14 protein-coding genes are annotated in these 14,152 nt (G+C 61.0%); 8 read left to right on the top strand and 6 right to left on the bottom strand.

Going from position 1 to position 14,152, the window contains the following annotated elements:
• Positions 1-35 precede the first annotated feature (35 nt).
• From znuB to zur, 3 genes are read right to left on the bottom strand one after another with little or no spacing between them, the layout of a single operon-like run.
• Complete coding sequence (gene znuB / locus F8N66_RS27740) at positions 36-824, bottom strand: zinc ABC transporter permease subunit ZnuB (protein ID WP_077044027.1); 789 nt, start codon at positions 822-824, stop codon at positions 36-38.
• A complete protein-coding gene (gene znuC / locus F8N66_RS27735; protein WP_150773160.1) occupies positions 817-1,602 on the bottom strand; it encodes a zinc ABC transporter ATP-binding protein ZnuC in 786 nt (261 codons plus the stop codon). Before znuC ends, znuB begins: the two co-directional genes overlap by 8 nt.
• A complete protein-coding gene (zur, locus tag F8N66_RS27730) occupies positions 1,602-2,084 on the bottom strand; it encodes a zinc uptake transcriptional repressor Zur (RefSeq protein WP_150773159.1) in 483 nt (160 codons plus the stop codon). Before zur ends, znuC begins: the two co-directional genes overlap by 1 nt.
• A gap of 66 nt (positions 2,085-2,150) precedes the next feature.
• On the opposite strand from zur, the gene znuA reads away from it, so the two are divergent.
• On the top strand, positions 2,151-3,071 hold the full coding sequence (znuA, locus tag F8N66_RS27725) for a zinc ABC transporter substrate-binding protein ZnuA (protein WP_150773158.1): 921 nt from the start codon (positions 2,151-2,153) through the stop codon (positions 3,069-3,071).
• Between the two features lie 111 nt (positions 3,072-3,182).
• On the opposite strand, the gene F8N66_RS27720 is transcribed toward znuA, so the two are convergent.
• Positions 3,183-4,133, bottom strand: coding sequence for a homoserine kinase (locus F8N66_RS27720; protein ID WP_150773157.1), 951 nt, complete (start codon positions 4,131-4,133; stop codon positions 3,183-3,185).
• Between the two features lie 57 nt (positions 4,134-4,190).
• Positions 4,191-4,481 carry a DUF2782 domain-containing protein gene (locus F8N66_RS27715; RefSeq protein ID WP_150773156.1) on the bottom strand — a complete coding sequence of 97 codons (291 nt, stop codon included), beginning with the start codon at positions 4,479-4,481 and terminating at the stop codon, positions 4,191-4,193.
• A gap of 74 nt (positions 4,482-4,555) precedes the next feature.
• Here F8N66_RS27715 and polA point away from each other — a divergent pair, with 74 nt between their 5' ends.
• A complete protein-coding gene (gene polA, locus F8N66_RS27710) occupies positions 4,556-7,372 on the top strand; it encodes a DNA polymerase I (RefSeq protein WP_150773155.1) in 2,817 nt (938 codons plus the stop codon).
• Positions 7,373-7,678: 306 nt separating this feature from the next.
• On the opposite strand, the gene yihA is transcribed toward polA, so the two are convergent.
• Positions 7,679-8,320, bottom strand: a complete 642-nt coding sequence (yihA, locus tag F8N66_RS27705) for a ribosome biogenesis GTP-binding protein YihA/YsxC (protein ID WP_150773154.1) — start codon at positions 8,318-8,320, stop codon at positions 7,679-7,681.
• A 191-nt stretch (positions 8,321-8,511) separates the two neighbouring features.
• Here yihA and F8N66_RS27700 point away from each other — a divergent pair, with 191 nt between their 5' ends.
• The 6 genes from F8N66_RS27700 (at position 8,512) to F8N66_RS27670 (ending at position 14,082) form a co-directional block, all read left to right on the top strand.
• The gene (locus F8N66_RS27700; protein ID WP_150773153.1) at positions 8,512-8,802 is read left to right on the top strand and encodes a c-type cytochrome; all 291 of its coding nucleotides are present in this window, start codon (positions 8,512-8,514) and stop codon (positions 8,800-8,802) included.
• A 45-nt stretch (positions 8,803-8,847) separates the two neighbouring features.
• The gene (locus tag F8N66_RS27695; protein ID WP_150773152.1) at positions 8,848-9,477 is read left to right on the top strand and encodes a c-type cytochrome; all 630 of its coding nucleotides are present in this window, start codon (positions 8,848-8,850) and stop codon (positions 9,475-9,477) included.
• A gap of 200 nt (positions 9,478-9,677) precedes the next feature.
• On the top strand, positions 9,678-10,319 hold the full coding sequence (gene dsbA / locus F8N66_RS27685; RefSeq protein ID WP_150773151.1) for a thiol:disulfide interchange protein DsbA: 642 nt from the start codon (positions 9,678-9,680) through the stop codon (positions 10,317-10,319).
• A 14-nt stretch (positions 10,320-10,333) separates the two neighbouring features.
• Complete coding sequence (locus tag F8N66_RS27680) at positions 10,334-11,212, top strand: endonuclease/exonuclease/phosphatase family protein (RefSeq protein WP_150773150.1); 879 nt, start codon at positions 10,334-10,336, stop codon at positions 11,210-11,212.
• Positions 11,209-13,212, top strand: coding sequence for a GGDEF domain-containing protein (locus F8N66_RS27675; RefSeq protein ID WP_150773149.1), 2,004 nt, complete (start codon positions 11,209-11,211; stop codon positions 13,210-13,212). The genes F8N66_RS27680 and F8N66_RS27675 overlap by 4 nt, the downstream gene beginning before the upstream one ends.
• 93 nt (positions 13,213-13,305) lie before the next feature.
• Complete coding sequence (locus F8N66_RS27670; RefSeq protein WP_150773148.1) at positions 13,306-14,082, top strand: N-acetylmuramoyl-L-alanine amidase; 777 nt, start codon at positions 13,306-13,308, stop codon at positions 14,080-14,082.
• The last annotated feature ends 70 nt before the right edge of the window (positions 14,083-14,152 follow it).

The following is a 14,152-nucleotide window of genomic DNA, read 5'->3' as shown; positions in this document are numbered from 1 at the left end:
CTGCGACTCTCTATTTGCGCAAAAAGCGAGCAAGTCTACACCCCTCGACGGGGCAGAACAAAACTCAGCAGAAACAGCGCGGCGGCCGTCACCACAATCGACGGGCCGGCCGGGGTGTCCTTGAACCAGGACAGCGCCAGCCCGCCACACACGGCGAGTATGCCCAGCAGGCTCGCGCCCAGTGCCATCTGTTCCGGCGAGCGGGCGTGACGCTGTGCCGCAGCCGCTGGAATGATCAGCAACGAAGTAATCAGCAATACACCGACGATTTTCATCGCCACCGCAATCACCACGGCGATCAGCAACATCAACGCCATGCGCAACCCCGCCACGGGCAGGCCTTCGACCCTGGCCAGCTCCTCATGCACGGTGATCGCCAGCAACGGTCGCCACAACGTGACGAGCAACACCAGCACCGCCGCACTGCCGCCGAGAATCCACGCCAGATCGGTCGGGCTGATCGCCAACAGGTCGCCGAACAGATAGGCCATCAGGTCGATCCGTACTTCGTGCATGAAGCTTAGTACCACCAGGCCCAGAGAGAGGGTGCTCGGTGCGAGAATTCCCAAAAGCGTGTCGGACGCCAGCGGTTGGCGCTGTTGCAACGTCACCAGCAGCACCGCCAACAGCAGGCAGCCTACAGTCACCGCGACGGTCGGGCTGACATCCAGCAGGAAGCCCAACGCCACACCCAGCAACGCCGCGTGGGACAGGGTGTCGCCAAAATAGGCCATGCGCCGCCAGACCACGAAAGAACCCAACGGCCCCGCGACGACCGCCAAAGCCAAGCCTGCAAGCAGGGCGTAGAGCAGAAAATCAGCCATGCTTGCAGCTATCTCCGTGAACATGGTTATGGCCCGACCCGGGCGCCTTGACCACCGAGCCATGCAGGTCGTGGGCGTGGTCGTGATGGTGGTGATAAATCGCCAGGCTTTGTGCGTTTTTTCCGAACAGCTCGACGAAAGCCGGATCGCCGCTGACCTGTTCCGGGTGGCCGGAGCAGCAGACGTGGCGATTCAGGCAAACCACTTGATCGGTGGTGCTCATCACCAAATGCAGATCGTGGGAGACCATCAGCACACCGCAGCCGTGACGGTCGCGCAGGCGGGTGATCAGGCTGTAGAGCTCGGCCTGGCCGGCCACGTCGACGCCTTGTACCGGCTCGTCGAGCACCAGCAGTTCCGGTTCGCGCAGCAGGGCACGAGCCAGCAGGACCCGCTGCATCTCACCCCCGGAGACACTTTGCACGGGGCTGTCGATCACCTGTTCGGCACCGACTTCCTTGAGCGCGGCCAAGGCCATTGCACGGTCCACCCCCGGCACCAGGCGCAAGAAACGCAGGACCGAGAGCGGCAGGGTCGGATCGACATGCAGCTTTTGCGGCATATAGCCGACCCGCAGTTTCGGCTTGCGCCAGACACTGCCGCTGTCGGGTTTCAACAAACCGAGCACGGCGCGCACCAGGGTGGTCTTGCCGGCGCCATTGGGGCCGATCAGGGTGACAATCTGCCCTGGCTCGACGCTCAGCTCGATGTTATCCAGCACACTTTGCCCGGCAAACGTGACAGCAACCTGTTCGAGGCGGATCAGCGCGTTGCTCATCAAGCCCCCTGGCAACCCGAGCAGAGACCGACTACTTCGACGGTCTGGCCTTCGACGACGAACCCGACATCCCTGGCGCTGGCGATGATCGCGTCGCTGATGGATTTCTGTTCGAGCTCAATGGCGGCGTGGCAGTCGCGGCAAATCAGGAACTGGCCCTGGTGCGCGTGCTCCGGATGATTGCAGCCGATGAAGGCGTTGAGTGAAGAGATCCGGTGCACGAGGCCGTTTTCCAGCAGGAAATCCAGCGCGCGGTACACCGTCGGCGGCGCCGCTCGGCGGCCATCCTGTTCGCTGAGCACCGCGAGAATGTCGTAGGCGCCCAACGGTTTGTGACTTTGCCACACCAGTTCCAGCACCCGCCGACGCAACGCGGTCAGGCGCAAGCCTTGACGTTCGCACAGGGCATCGGCCTCTGACAGAGCGCTGTGCACGCAATGAGAGTGGTCGTGGGGACGGCTGGCAATAGGAGTTTTAGGCATGAGCGGCGACGAGTTTTGTGAGAGACGTTATTATGTTACCCGTTCTCGCCTCTTCGAGTGGTCATCGTGTCCCGACTTTTTTCTATCTTTGTCGCATTTGTCGCAAGTTTTCTGCTGATCGGTACGGCGCACGCCGAGGTCAGGGTCCTCACCAGCATCAAGCCACTACAGCTGATTGCCGCGGCGGTGCAGGACGGTGTGGCGATCCCGGAAGTGTTGCTGCCACCGGGTGCTTCTCCGCATAACTATGCCTTGCGCCCATCCGACGTACGGAAGGTGCAATCGGTGGATCTGCTGTACTGGATCGGCCCGGACATGGAAGGTTTCCTGCCGCGGGTGCTGAATGGTCGTACGCTGCCCAGCGTCGCCGTGCAGGATTTGCCCGGTATGAAACTGCGCCATTTCGCCGAGGACAATCACTCCCACGCCGAAGAAGCCGATGAGCATGACCATGATCACCGCCCGGGTAGCCTGGACGCGCATTTGTGGCTGTCGCCGATCAACGCCCGGGTCATTGCCACGAAGATGGCTGAGGATCTCAGCGCCGCCGACCCTGCCAATGCCGTGCGGTATCAGAGCAACCTCAAGGCCTTCGATGAGCGTCTGGATGCGCTGGATCTACGCCTGAAAAAACGCCTGGCCAGCGTTGAAGGCAAGCCTTACTTCGTCTTCCACGAAGCCTTCGACTACTTCGAAGACGCTTACGGCCTCAAGCATGCCGGTGTGTTCAGTGTGGCCGCCGAGGTACAACCCGGCGCACAACACGTCGCGGCAATGCGCACGCGGTTGCAGGAAGTCGGCAAGACCTGTGTGTTCAGCGAACCCCCGTTGCGCCCGCGCCTGGCGGAAACCCTGGTGGCCGGCCTGCCGGTGAAACTGGCGGAACTGGATGCGCTGGGCGGGTACACGCCGGCGACGGCTCAGGGGTATGAGCAGGTGCTGGAGAAGTTGGGGAATGATCTGGCGGGGTGCCTGGAGTCGTTGTAACGCCCGGAAATCGAGCCGCCCCTTTCGCGAACAAGCCCGCTCCCACAGTTGACCCGATGCATCCAGAAGGGATGCGGTCAACACGTGGGAGCGGGCTTGCTCGCGAAGCTTCTAGAGGGCAAATGGCAACGGCGTGCTGACGGTCTGTCGCTGCGCCAACCGCTGCTGGAATTCCATCGGATCGTGAATCAACACATCCTGCCCGGCGAATGACTCCGCCGCGATCAGCCGCGACAGCCAGAAGCGCACGCAAGCCACCCGCAGCATGGTCGGCCACAACTCGGCTTCGGCAGCCGTGAACGGTCGCAGCGCGGCATAAGCCCCCAGCAACGCCCGTGCCCGCGGCCCGTCGATCAATCCTTCATCGTCGGAACACCAGTCGTTCAAGGCAATCGCCACGTCATAGAGCATCGGCCCCGAGCAGGCGTTGTAGAAATCGATCAACCCGGTCAGGTGCGTGCCTTCGAACATCGCGTTATCGCGGAACAGATCGGCGTGGATGTTGGCCCGTGGCAGCGCCAGGATTTTCTCTTTCTGCTGCGTGATTTCATCCAGCGCCCGTTGCAGCAGATCTTTCTGATCGGCCTTGAGGTGCGACAGAAATTGCGTGCCCTCTTCCAGCATCCAGTCCAGGCCGCGATCGGTCTTGCGCTTGATCATGTTGGCCTGGGTCGCCAGGTGCAGATGCGCCAACAACTCGCCCACCTGCGCGCAATGCTGGGCATTGGCTTGCTTGATGTGCTTGCCGGCCAGGCGCGGCTGCAACAGCGCGGGCTTGCCGGCCAATTCGCGCAGTGCAACGCCATCGGTGGTGCGCAAGGCGTAGGGCACCGGCAGGTCGGCCTCGTGCAGCACGTCGAGCAACTCGATGAAGAACGGCATCTCCTGGACCGGACCACGCTCGACCAGCGTCAGGACAAACTCGCCCTGCTCCAGGCTGATAAAGAAATTGGTGTTTTCACTACCGGCGGCAATCCCCTGGAAATCAAGCAGGCGGCCGAGGCCATAAGGGGCGAGAAAGGTTTCCAGCTCGGGCCGAGCCAGGGGGGTGAACACAGACATGTTTAAACTGCCAGTACGGGCGCCGCTGTTGAGCCAGCGCCGGTTGAAATTAAGAAACTATTTCCACTCAAAAATCTTCCACGACGGAATCAGCATATCGGGCTGGTCCGAGCGGATGAAGTTACCGTCCGATCCATCGGCGCGCACCAGAAAGTACGGCTTCCCGCCCTTCGGCGTGACCTGGATAGCGTACAGAAAGCCATTCTGCCGGTATTCCTTGATCGTATTGTCGCCTTCCGTGCGAATGGTTACATCCGGTTCCGGCGTCGGCGCATCGTCCGCCGCCATCGCGGCCAACGGTGTGATTGCAAACAACCCAGCCAGCAACAGGCGATTTAGTGTGCGCATGATAACCTTGTCCCTTTGTCGTCAACGGTCCCGCTATTCTAGCGCCGGACCCGCCGAAAAGGTTGATCCTGCTCATGAGCCAAGCCCCCCTCGTCCTGGTGGACGGTTCTTCTTACCTGTACCGCGCCTTTCACGCGCTGCCACCGCTGACCACTTCCAAAGGCCTGCCGACCGGTGCAGTCAAGGGCGTGTTGAACATGCTCAAGAGTCTGCGCAAGCAGTACCCGGACAGCCCCTTCGCCGTGGTGTTCGACGCCAAGGGTGGGACATTTCGCGATGAGATGTACGCCGAATACAAAGCCAACCGTCCGAGCATGCCCGACGACATGCGTGTGCAGATCGAACCGCTGCACCAGAGCGTGATCGCCCTGGGCTTCCCGCTGCTGTGCGTCGAAGGCGTCGAAGCCGACGACGTGATCGGCACCCTGGCCCGCAGCAGTGCCGCGGCTGATCGTCCGGTGGTCATCTCCACCGGCGACAAGGACATGGCGCAACTGGTCGACGGCCACATTACCTTGGTCAACACCATGACCGGTAGCAGCATGGACGTGGAGGGCGTGAAGGAGAAATTCGGCGTCGCTCCGGAGCAGATCATCGATTATCTGGCGCTCATGGGAGACTCTTCCGACAACATTCCAGGCGTTCCGGGCATCGGTCCGAAAACCGCCTCCGGCCTGCTGGTGGGTGTGAACGGCGGCCTGACCGAACTCTACGCGCAGCTCGACATCGTGCCGACCTTGCCGATCCGCGGCGCCAAGACCCTGCCGGCCAAGCTCGAAGAACACAAGGAGATGGCGTTCCTCTCCTATCAGCTGGCGACAATCAAGGTCGATGTGCCGCTGGACATCGGTCTTGATGACCTGCAAATGGGTCCGGAAGATCCGGTCAAGCTGACCGAACTCTACAACCTGCTCGAATTCAAGAGCTGGCTGAACGATCTGCAGCGAGATGCCAAACGCATCGAGCTGAGCGCTGCCGCCGAACCAGCGCCGGCCGGCGATCTTTTCAGCGCCGCCGAAGCTGAAGCCGAGGCCGAAGCGCCGGTGGCAACGTCTGAAACCCGCTACGAAACCATCCTTGATCAGGCACGCTTCGACGCCTGGCTGGAAAAACTGAACAACGCCACACTGTTCGCCTTTGACACCGAAACCACCGGCATCGACGCCCAACAGGCGCAGCTCGTAGGTCTGTCGTTTGCGGTCCAGGCCAATGAAGCGGCCTACATCCCGCTGACCCACTCCTACATCGGCGTGCCCGAGCAGCTGGATCGCGACACCGTTTTACGCGCCCTCAAGCCGATCCTGGAAGACCCGAACAAGCTCAAGGTCGGCCAGCACGCCAAGTTCGACATGAACATCCTGGCCAACTGCGCCATCGGTGGCGACCAGGCCAACGGCATCACCGTGCGCGGCGTTGCCTTCGACACCATGCTCGAATCCTACGTGCTCAATTCCACGGCCACCCGCCATGACATGGACAGCCTGGCGCTGAAGTACCTGGACCACACCACGGTGAGCTTCCAGGACATCGCCGGCAAAGGCGTGAAGCAGCTGACCTTCGATCAGATTGCCCTTGAGCAGGCCGGCCCTTATGCCGCCGAAGACGCCGACATCACCCTGCGCCTGCATCAGGCACTCTTCGAGAAACTGAGCGCCATTCCAACCCTGGCCAGCGTGCTGACCGACATTGAGATCCCGTTGGTGCCGGTGCTGGCGCGTATCGAACGCCAGGGCGCATTCGTCGATGCCGCGCTGCTTGGGGTGCAGAGCATCGAACTGGGCGACAAAATGGTGGCGCTGGAGCGCGAAGCCTTCGAGATTGCCGGTGAGGAGTTCAACCTCGGTTCACCGAAGCAGCTTGGGGTCATTCTTTACGAGAAACTCGGCCTGCCGGTGCTGAAGAAGACTGCCAAGGGCCAGCCGTCCACGGCCGAAGAGGTCTTGGCCAAGCTGGCCGAGGACGACTACCGGTTGCCCAAGGTGCTGATGGAATATCGTTCCATGAGCAAGCTGAAAAGCACCTACACCGATCGTTTGCCGGAACAGATCAACCCGCGTACAGGGCGCATTCACACCTCGTATCACCAGGCGGTGGCGTCCACCGGTCGCCTGTCTTCCAGCGATCCGAACCTGCAGAACATCCCGGTGCGCACGGCGGAAGGACGCCGCATTCGCCAGGCCTTCGTCGCGCCGGCCGGCTACAAGTTGCTGGCGGCGGACTATTCGCAGATCGAATTGCGGATCATGGCGCACCTGTCCCGCGACGAAGGCCTGATGAACGCCTTCCGCCACAATCTGGACGTGCATACCGCCACCGCCGCCGAAGTATTCAAGGTTGAGCTGGCGGACGTGACTTCCGACCAACGGCGCGGCGCCAAGGCGATCAACTTCGGCCTGATCTACGGCATGGGCGCGCAGAAGCTCGGCAAGGACATCGGTGTCGACACCAAGACCGCCAAGGCCTACATCGATACCTACTTCGCCCGTTACCCGGGCGTGCGCGAGTACATGGACCGCACCCGCGCGCAGGCGGCGGACCAGGGTTATGTGGAAACGTTCTTCGGGCGCCGGCTGTATCTGCCGGAGATCAACTCCAACAAGCCGCAGGAACGCGCCGCCGCCGAGCGCACGGCGATCAATGCACCGATGCAAGGCACCGCGGCGGACATCATCAAGAAAGCCATGGTCGCGGTGGACAACTGGCTGACGTCGTCCGGCCTCGACGCCAAAGTCATCCTTCAGGTGCACGATGAATTGGTGCTGGAGGTGCGTGAAGACCTGGTCGACCAGGTTCGTGAAGAAATTCGCGTCCATATGAGCAGCGCCGCGAAACTGGATGTCCCTTTGCTGGTCGAAGTAGGCGTAGGCAACAATTGGGATGAGGCTCACTGAGCCGATTAAGAACCCTTTTTTGCAGGAGCGAGCACGCTCGCTCCTGCAAAAAGTGCCGCGCTAGAGGGCTGCAGAGCCCTTAGTCCGGATTGTTCTGGGGGTTATTCCAAAGTCTTTTGAAAAAGATCTGAACTAATCTGCAACATCACTACTCAGAGTTACTGAATGGCTGGTGAAGCCCTTCGATGCTCCTATGTTGTGTTAAGTGTTGGCAGATATCTGGACCCCGCCCTAGCGGTCTAGAACTTGAACCCCGGAACTTCCCCCTCCCCATAAGAAGTCCGGGGTTTTTTTTGCCTGTCGCTTTTATTCCGCAGCCTCGGCGCCCTTGTCCGCCAGCTCCATCCAGCCTGCCAAAACGGTGTAGGCGTCTTCCAGGCCCAGGCGTTTCGGTGCCGAAAACAGTTGAATCGTCACGCTGTCGCCCCAGCCTTTGCGAATTTCCGACTGAACCTTGAGCAGCGTGTTCTTGGCCGCGCCATAGGTCAGCTTGTCCGCCTTGGTCAGCAGAATGTGCATCGGCATGCCGGCCGCCACGGCCCAATCAAGCATCAGCAGGTCGAAATCGGTCATTGGATGACGGATATCCATCATCAGGATCAGCCCTTTCAAACTCTCGCGACCACCCAGGTAAGCTTCCAGGTGACGCTGCCAGTGTTGCTTGAGCGGAATAGGCACTTTCGCGTAACCGTAACCCGGCAGGTCGACCAGACGACGTTCATCGTCTAGCTTGAAGAAGTTCAACAGCTGTGTGCGTCCCGGTGTTTTCGAGGTACGCGCCAGGCTGGCGTGGGTCAGGGTGTTGAGCGCACTGGACTTGCCGGCGTTGGAACGACCGGCGAAGGCGACTTCAAAACCTTCGTCATCCGGACATTGGTCGACTTTGGCGGCGCTGAGCATGAAGGTGGACTGTTGGCACAGACCGAGGATGGGATTCTTGAGTTGCATGGGATTTCCGATGTGGGCGGCGCCGGGAATGGGCGCGGCAAGCAGTGTCGCTTCCGTTTCAGTGACGCCAGTATATAATGCCGCAGATTTTGTGTGCGCTTTGTCCCAGCGTAGGATGAAGTTCACGAGAGCGACAGACCTTGATTGCGCATTAGAACGCAGAACGCTCTCAACCCTGAAAAGGTCGTTTTATGACGAAATGGCTGCTAGCCGCCGGTGTCTTGATGCCGCTTTACAGCGCTCAGGCTACACAGGATCCGGAAGCTGTGTACAACCGTGTTTGTGGCGCCTGTCATTCCGGCCAACTCCCCACGGCGCCCAAAAAAGGCGATCAGGAAGCTTGGACGCCGAGGTTGGCGAAAGGTATGGAGACGCTGGTGCAACACGTGACCCAGGGTTTCAAGGCGATGCCGCCGCGTGGTTTGTGCATGGACTGCAGTGCCGAGGATTACCGAGCCATCATCCACTGGATGAGCGAGTAAACCCGGCCCATAACTCTTAACCCTTAGCCGTAGTTGGATTAGCTGATGAACAAATTGATCGTGAGTCTGCTGTTGACCGTGGGAATCTCCGGCATTGCCCATGCTGCAGGTGAGCCAGTAAAACCTGGTGACGCCGCCGCAGGCCAGGCAAAAGCCGCCGTATGTGGCGCCTGTCATGGCCCGGATGGCAACAGCATGGCGCCAAACTTTCCAAAACTGGCGGGTCAAGGTGAACGCTACCTGACCAAGCAGCTGCACGACATAAAGTCGGGCAAGCGCACCGTTCTGGAAATGACCGGCCTGCTGACCAACCTGAGCGATCAGGACCTGGCGGACATCGCCGCCTACTTCGCCAGCCAGAAAGGCAGCGTCGGCGCCGCCGATCCAAAAATCGTGGCTCGCGGTGAAGCACTGTTCCGTGGCGGCGACCTGGCCAAGGGCCTTCCATCCTGCACCGGCTGCCACTCGCCAAATGGCGCAGGCAACGCCGCCGCCGGCTTCCCGCACCTGGGTGGCCAGCACGCTCAATACATCGCCAAGCAACTGACCGACTTCCGCAAGGAAGAAGGCGGCCGGGCCAACGACGGCGACACCAAACCGATGCAGAGCATCGCCAAAAAGCTGAGCGACGAAGACATCGCCGCGGTGTCCAGCTACATTCAGGGCCTGCACTAAGACCGGCGAATCGGGCGCTGGGCAAGGTATACATCTCTTGCAATGTTAACGCTCGATTAATCCGTCGCAGCAAGTATAAAAAGGGTGGCTCAGGCCGCCCTTTTTTGTGGCCGCTGCCGTTACACTACAGAACTCAGGCCCGCCATGATCTGTCTGAATACAGGTCGCGCGAGGCGATAAAATTTGTCCAGGAGTAAAGCATGCGTAATCTGATCATCAGCGCCGCACTCGTCGCTGCCAGCCTGTTCGGCATGACTGCACAAGCTGCAGAAGCCCCCGCTACCCCTTATGTCGAACTGACCAATCCGGTTCCGGTAGCCGTCCCAGGCAAGATCGAAGTGGTGGAGCTGTTCTGGTACGGCTGCCCTCACTGCTACGCGTTCGAACCGGTGATCAATCCCTGGGTCGAAAAGCTGCCTTCCGACGTTAACTTCGTCCGTATCCCTGCCATGTTCGGTGGCCCGTGGAACGCACACGGCCAGATGTTCCTGACCCTGGAAGCGATGGGTGTCGAGCACAAGGTCCACGCTGCCGTGTTCGAAGCCATCCAGAAAGAACACAAAAAACTGACCGACAAGAATGACATGGCGGACTTCCTGGCCACCCAGGGTGTCGACAAGGACAAGTTCCTGGCCACCTTCGACTCCTTCGCCATCAAAGGCCAGATCGTCAAGGCCACTGACCTGGCGAAAAAATATGAGATCTCTGGCGTTCCAACCTTGATCGTCAACGGCAAATACCGCTTTGACGTGGGCTCTGCCGGTGGCGCCGAACAAGCCCTGCAACTGGCCGACAAGCTGATCGACAAAGAGCGGTCGACTAACAAGGCGGCCGCCAACTAAAGGCTGCATCCACCATGCGCCGCTGGGGAACTGAACGCATCGTTGGCCTGCATGATCCGCGGGTCAACGAGCATCACCTGGAATCGACGGGCTTGCCCGAAGACAGCCGTTTGCGCCTGCTCAGTTTCAATATCCAGGTCGGTATCAGTACCGAGCGCTATCGGCATTACCTGACCCGGGGCTGGCAACACCTGTTGCCGCACACCGGGCGCGCCGACAACCTGCAGAAAATCGGCAGTCTGTTGGGCGACTTCGATCTGGTGGCCTTGCAGGAAGCCGACGGCGGCAGCCTGCGCTCCGGCTACGTCAATCAAGTCGAACACCTGGCCCAGCTCGGCGCCTTCCCCTACTGGTATCAACAACTCAATCGCAATCTCGGACGCCTCGGCCAGCACAGCAACGGCGTGCTGAGCCGCCTGCGCCCGTGGGCAATCGAAGATCATCCGCTGCCGGGGCCGAAGGGTCGCGGGGCGATCCTGGTGCGCTTCGGCGAAGGGCCGGAAGCGCTCGTTGTCGTCATGATGCACCTGGCACTGGGCGCCCGCGCCCGCAGCATGCAACTGGCCTACATCCGCGAGTTGATCGGCGGTTACAAACACCAGGTGCTGATGGGCGACATGAACACCCATGCCAGTGACCTGCTGCAGCATTCGCCGTTGCGTGACCTCGGCCTGCTGGCCCCACAACTTGAAGCGACATTCCCCAGCTGGCGCCCGCAGCGCTGCCTGGACCACATTCTGCTGAGCCCGACCCTGACCCTGGAAAAGGTCGAGGTGCTGGCCCAACCCATTTCCGATCACCTGCCGGTCGCGGTAGAAATTCGTCTGCCGGGTTCGCTCACGGCCGATGCATTGCCCGCGTTGAGTCCTGCCCCTCGCGGAACCCCTGAATGAGCGACGAAGCACAGCGCTGGAAAGAGAAATACCTCAAAAGCATCGAACAACAGGAAAAGCTCGAACGTCGCTGGGATGCCCGCCTCGACTTGCTCCGACGCGGACTGGTTCGCAGCACGCTGGCCGCCGAAGGCACCGACCGAGCCGTGGACCAGTGCATGAAGGAAATGCGCGAAGTCGTGCGTACCGATGACATGGATGCTGGCCTGGCCGCCCTGCTCCCACGCCTGGAAAAAGCCGTGCTCGACTCCGAGCAGCGCAGGGAAACCCGGGTGAATCAGACCAGCGCCGCGCTGACTGCACTGGTCACCCAGCTGCAAACATTGCCGCTGCCCCGGGAAGTCAGCCGCCCCTTGAAGAGCTTCGCCAAACAACTGGATAACCGCGTCAGCCAGGCGCGCGAGATTCCGCTGCTGCTCAGCGAGCTGAGCGGCTTGCAAGGCAAGGCCTTGAGTCAACTGGAGAACCCGGCGGAACCCGGTCGCCCGGGCCTGTTGCAACGGCTGTTCGGTCATCGCGAGGCCGATGATGCGAGCACCCAGGTCGCCCCTGTCGCTGAGCAAGGCCCCGTCGCCGCGCCATCGCCGGCAATCGGCGAACCGGCGCCGGCCCTCGAAGAACCGCATGTCGAAGTTCAAGGCCTGGCTGCCGTGGACGCCGGGCCACAGGCCACTCCGGTATCACCCGCGACACCGGAGCCCCCTGCTGCCCAAGGGGTGGTTGCATCCGACCTCGCCCCGCAAGAATCGCCCACGTTACATGCTGATGGCGATGACCGGGTGGATTCCCCCGGCGCGGCACAAGCACCGCAGATCGATCCGGCAATCAACCCTGACGAGCTGACGCATGCCTACCTTTCCGATGCCCAGCCAGCGCCCTCGGCCCCGGCATGCAGCGAGCCGGAACACCCCGCGCACGACATGCTCTACGCGCTGCCTGACTCCCCCGAGCCGTCCTACAGCTCGGTCGCCAAGCACATTGAAGACACCTTGCTCGGCCTGCTTGACGACCTGACACTTCCCGAGCGTCATCGGCCGCAAGCCGAATCGATGCGCGACCGCCTGAAAAACGGCTTGAACTGGTACGAGTTGCTGCCGATCCTCGACGACCTGGCAACCCTGATGCTGGCGATCTCGGACAGCGGCCAGCATGAATTCGAAGCCTACCTGCAGCATCTCAACGAACGCCTTGAATCGTTCCAGAGCAATCTGCAAGCCGCCAGCGAAGGCCATGCCGACAACCGTTCCGCCGCACAGGCCATGGACACGCAGATCCGCGAACAGGTCGATGGCCTGCAGACCAGCATGCACGAAGCGGCCGACCTCGACGCCCTCAAGCACGTTCTGGAAAACCACCTCGAAGGCCTGCTCGGCACCATGGACCAGCACCGCAAGCAACGCGACGAACGCGAGCACGAAGTCGCGGCTCGCCTGCACAGCCTGGCCGAACGGGTGGCGCACATGGAGCAGGAAGCCCTGGGCTTTCGCGAACACCTCGAAGAACAGCGCCAGAAAGCCTTGATCGATCCGCTGACCGGGCTGCCCAACCGCGCGGCCTGGAGCGAACGGCTGGACCACGAAATCGTCGAATGGCAACAACACGGCAACACGTTGATGCTGGCCATGCTCGACCTCGATCACTTCAAACGCATCAACGATAACTACGGGCATCTGGCCGGCGACAAAGTGCTGAAAATCATTGCCACCGTGCTGCGCAAGCGTCTGCGCGGAACGGATTTCATAGCCCGGTTTGGCGGTGAAGAATTTGTGCTGTTGATGCCGTCAACGGTACCGGCGGCTGGCGTGAAACTGCTGGAACAGCTGCGTGCGTCGATCGAAGCCTGCCCGTTCCACTTCAAGGGTGAACGGGTGACGGTCACTATTTCCATGGGCCTGACGGCGTTCAAGCCTGGCGAACACAGTGACCTGGTGCTTAAGAGGGCGGATCAGGCGCTCTATCGGGCGAAAAATGCGGGGCGCAACCGGGTCGAACTGGGCTGAGGCCCATTTGTTCCATTTTGTTCAATTGCCCTCCGAACGCGAGACAGTGCGTTACGCTGTTGCCTTACTGTCTCGCGAGTATTGCCTTCCGCCATGAAATATTTTGCTCTCATCGTATCGCTGCTGCTGGCCGGTTGCGCCAGCGGCCCTCGCTACGACACCAGCCACCCCTCGGCCAATCACGACAGCCGCATCCAGTTCGTGGTGTTGCACTACACCTCTGCCTCGCTGGAGCGCTCTCTGCAATTGCTGACCCATGGCGAGGTCAGCAGCCATTACCTGATCGGCGACGACAAGAACGCGACCATCTATAAGTTGATGGACGAGAACCTGCGGTCCTGGCACGCCGGAGAAAGCCAATGGCAGGGCCGGACCTGGCTGAACTCCAGCTCCATCGGTATCGAGATCGTCAACCCGGGTTTCAAGGACACCCCGACCGGGCGCCTCTGGTACCCCTACAGTGAAGCGCAGGTCCAGTCCTTGATCGTCCTGCTCAAGGACATCGGCACGCGCTACGCCATCAGCCCTCGCAGCATCATTGGTCATAGCGACATTGCCCCACTGCGCAAGCTCGATCCGGGACCGCTGTTTCCCTGGAAACGTCTGGCCGCCGAAGGCATCGGCATCTGGCCGAATGAGCAGGCCGTGGCACGGCAGCAGGTTCAGTACGAAGCACAGCTGCCGACCATCAGTTGGTTCCAGGCACAGCTGGCGCGCTTCGGCTATGACATTGCACAGACCGGTGAACTGGATGTCGCCACCCGTCACGTGATCGCCGCTTTCCAGATGCATTTTCGCCCGTCGCGTTTCGATGGCACGCCCGATGCTCAAACGGCGGCGCTGCTCCAGGTGTTGAATCAGACAAAATAATGACGCCCGCCCGACGGTCAGCGCGCCTTTCCCAATCAGCAGCTATAACTCATTGGTAATTCGTCGGATA

It is taken from the genome of Pseudomonas fluorescens, assembly GCF_902498195.1.
GTDB lineage: Bacteria > Pseudomonadota > Gammaproteobacteria > Pseudomonadales > Pseudomonadaceae > Aquipseudomonas > Aquipseudomonas fluorescens_BU.
The sequence above is the reverse complement of the archived record's forward strand: the minus strand, read 5'-3'. Positions and strand labels throughout refer to the sequence as shown.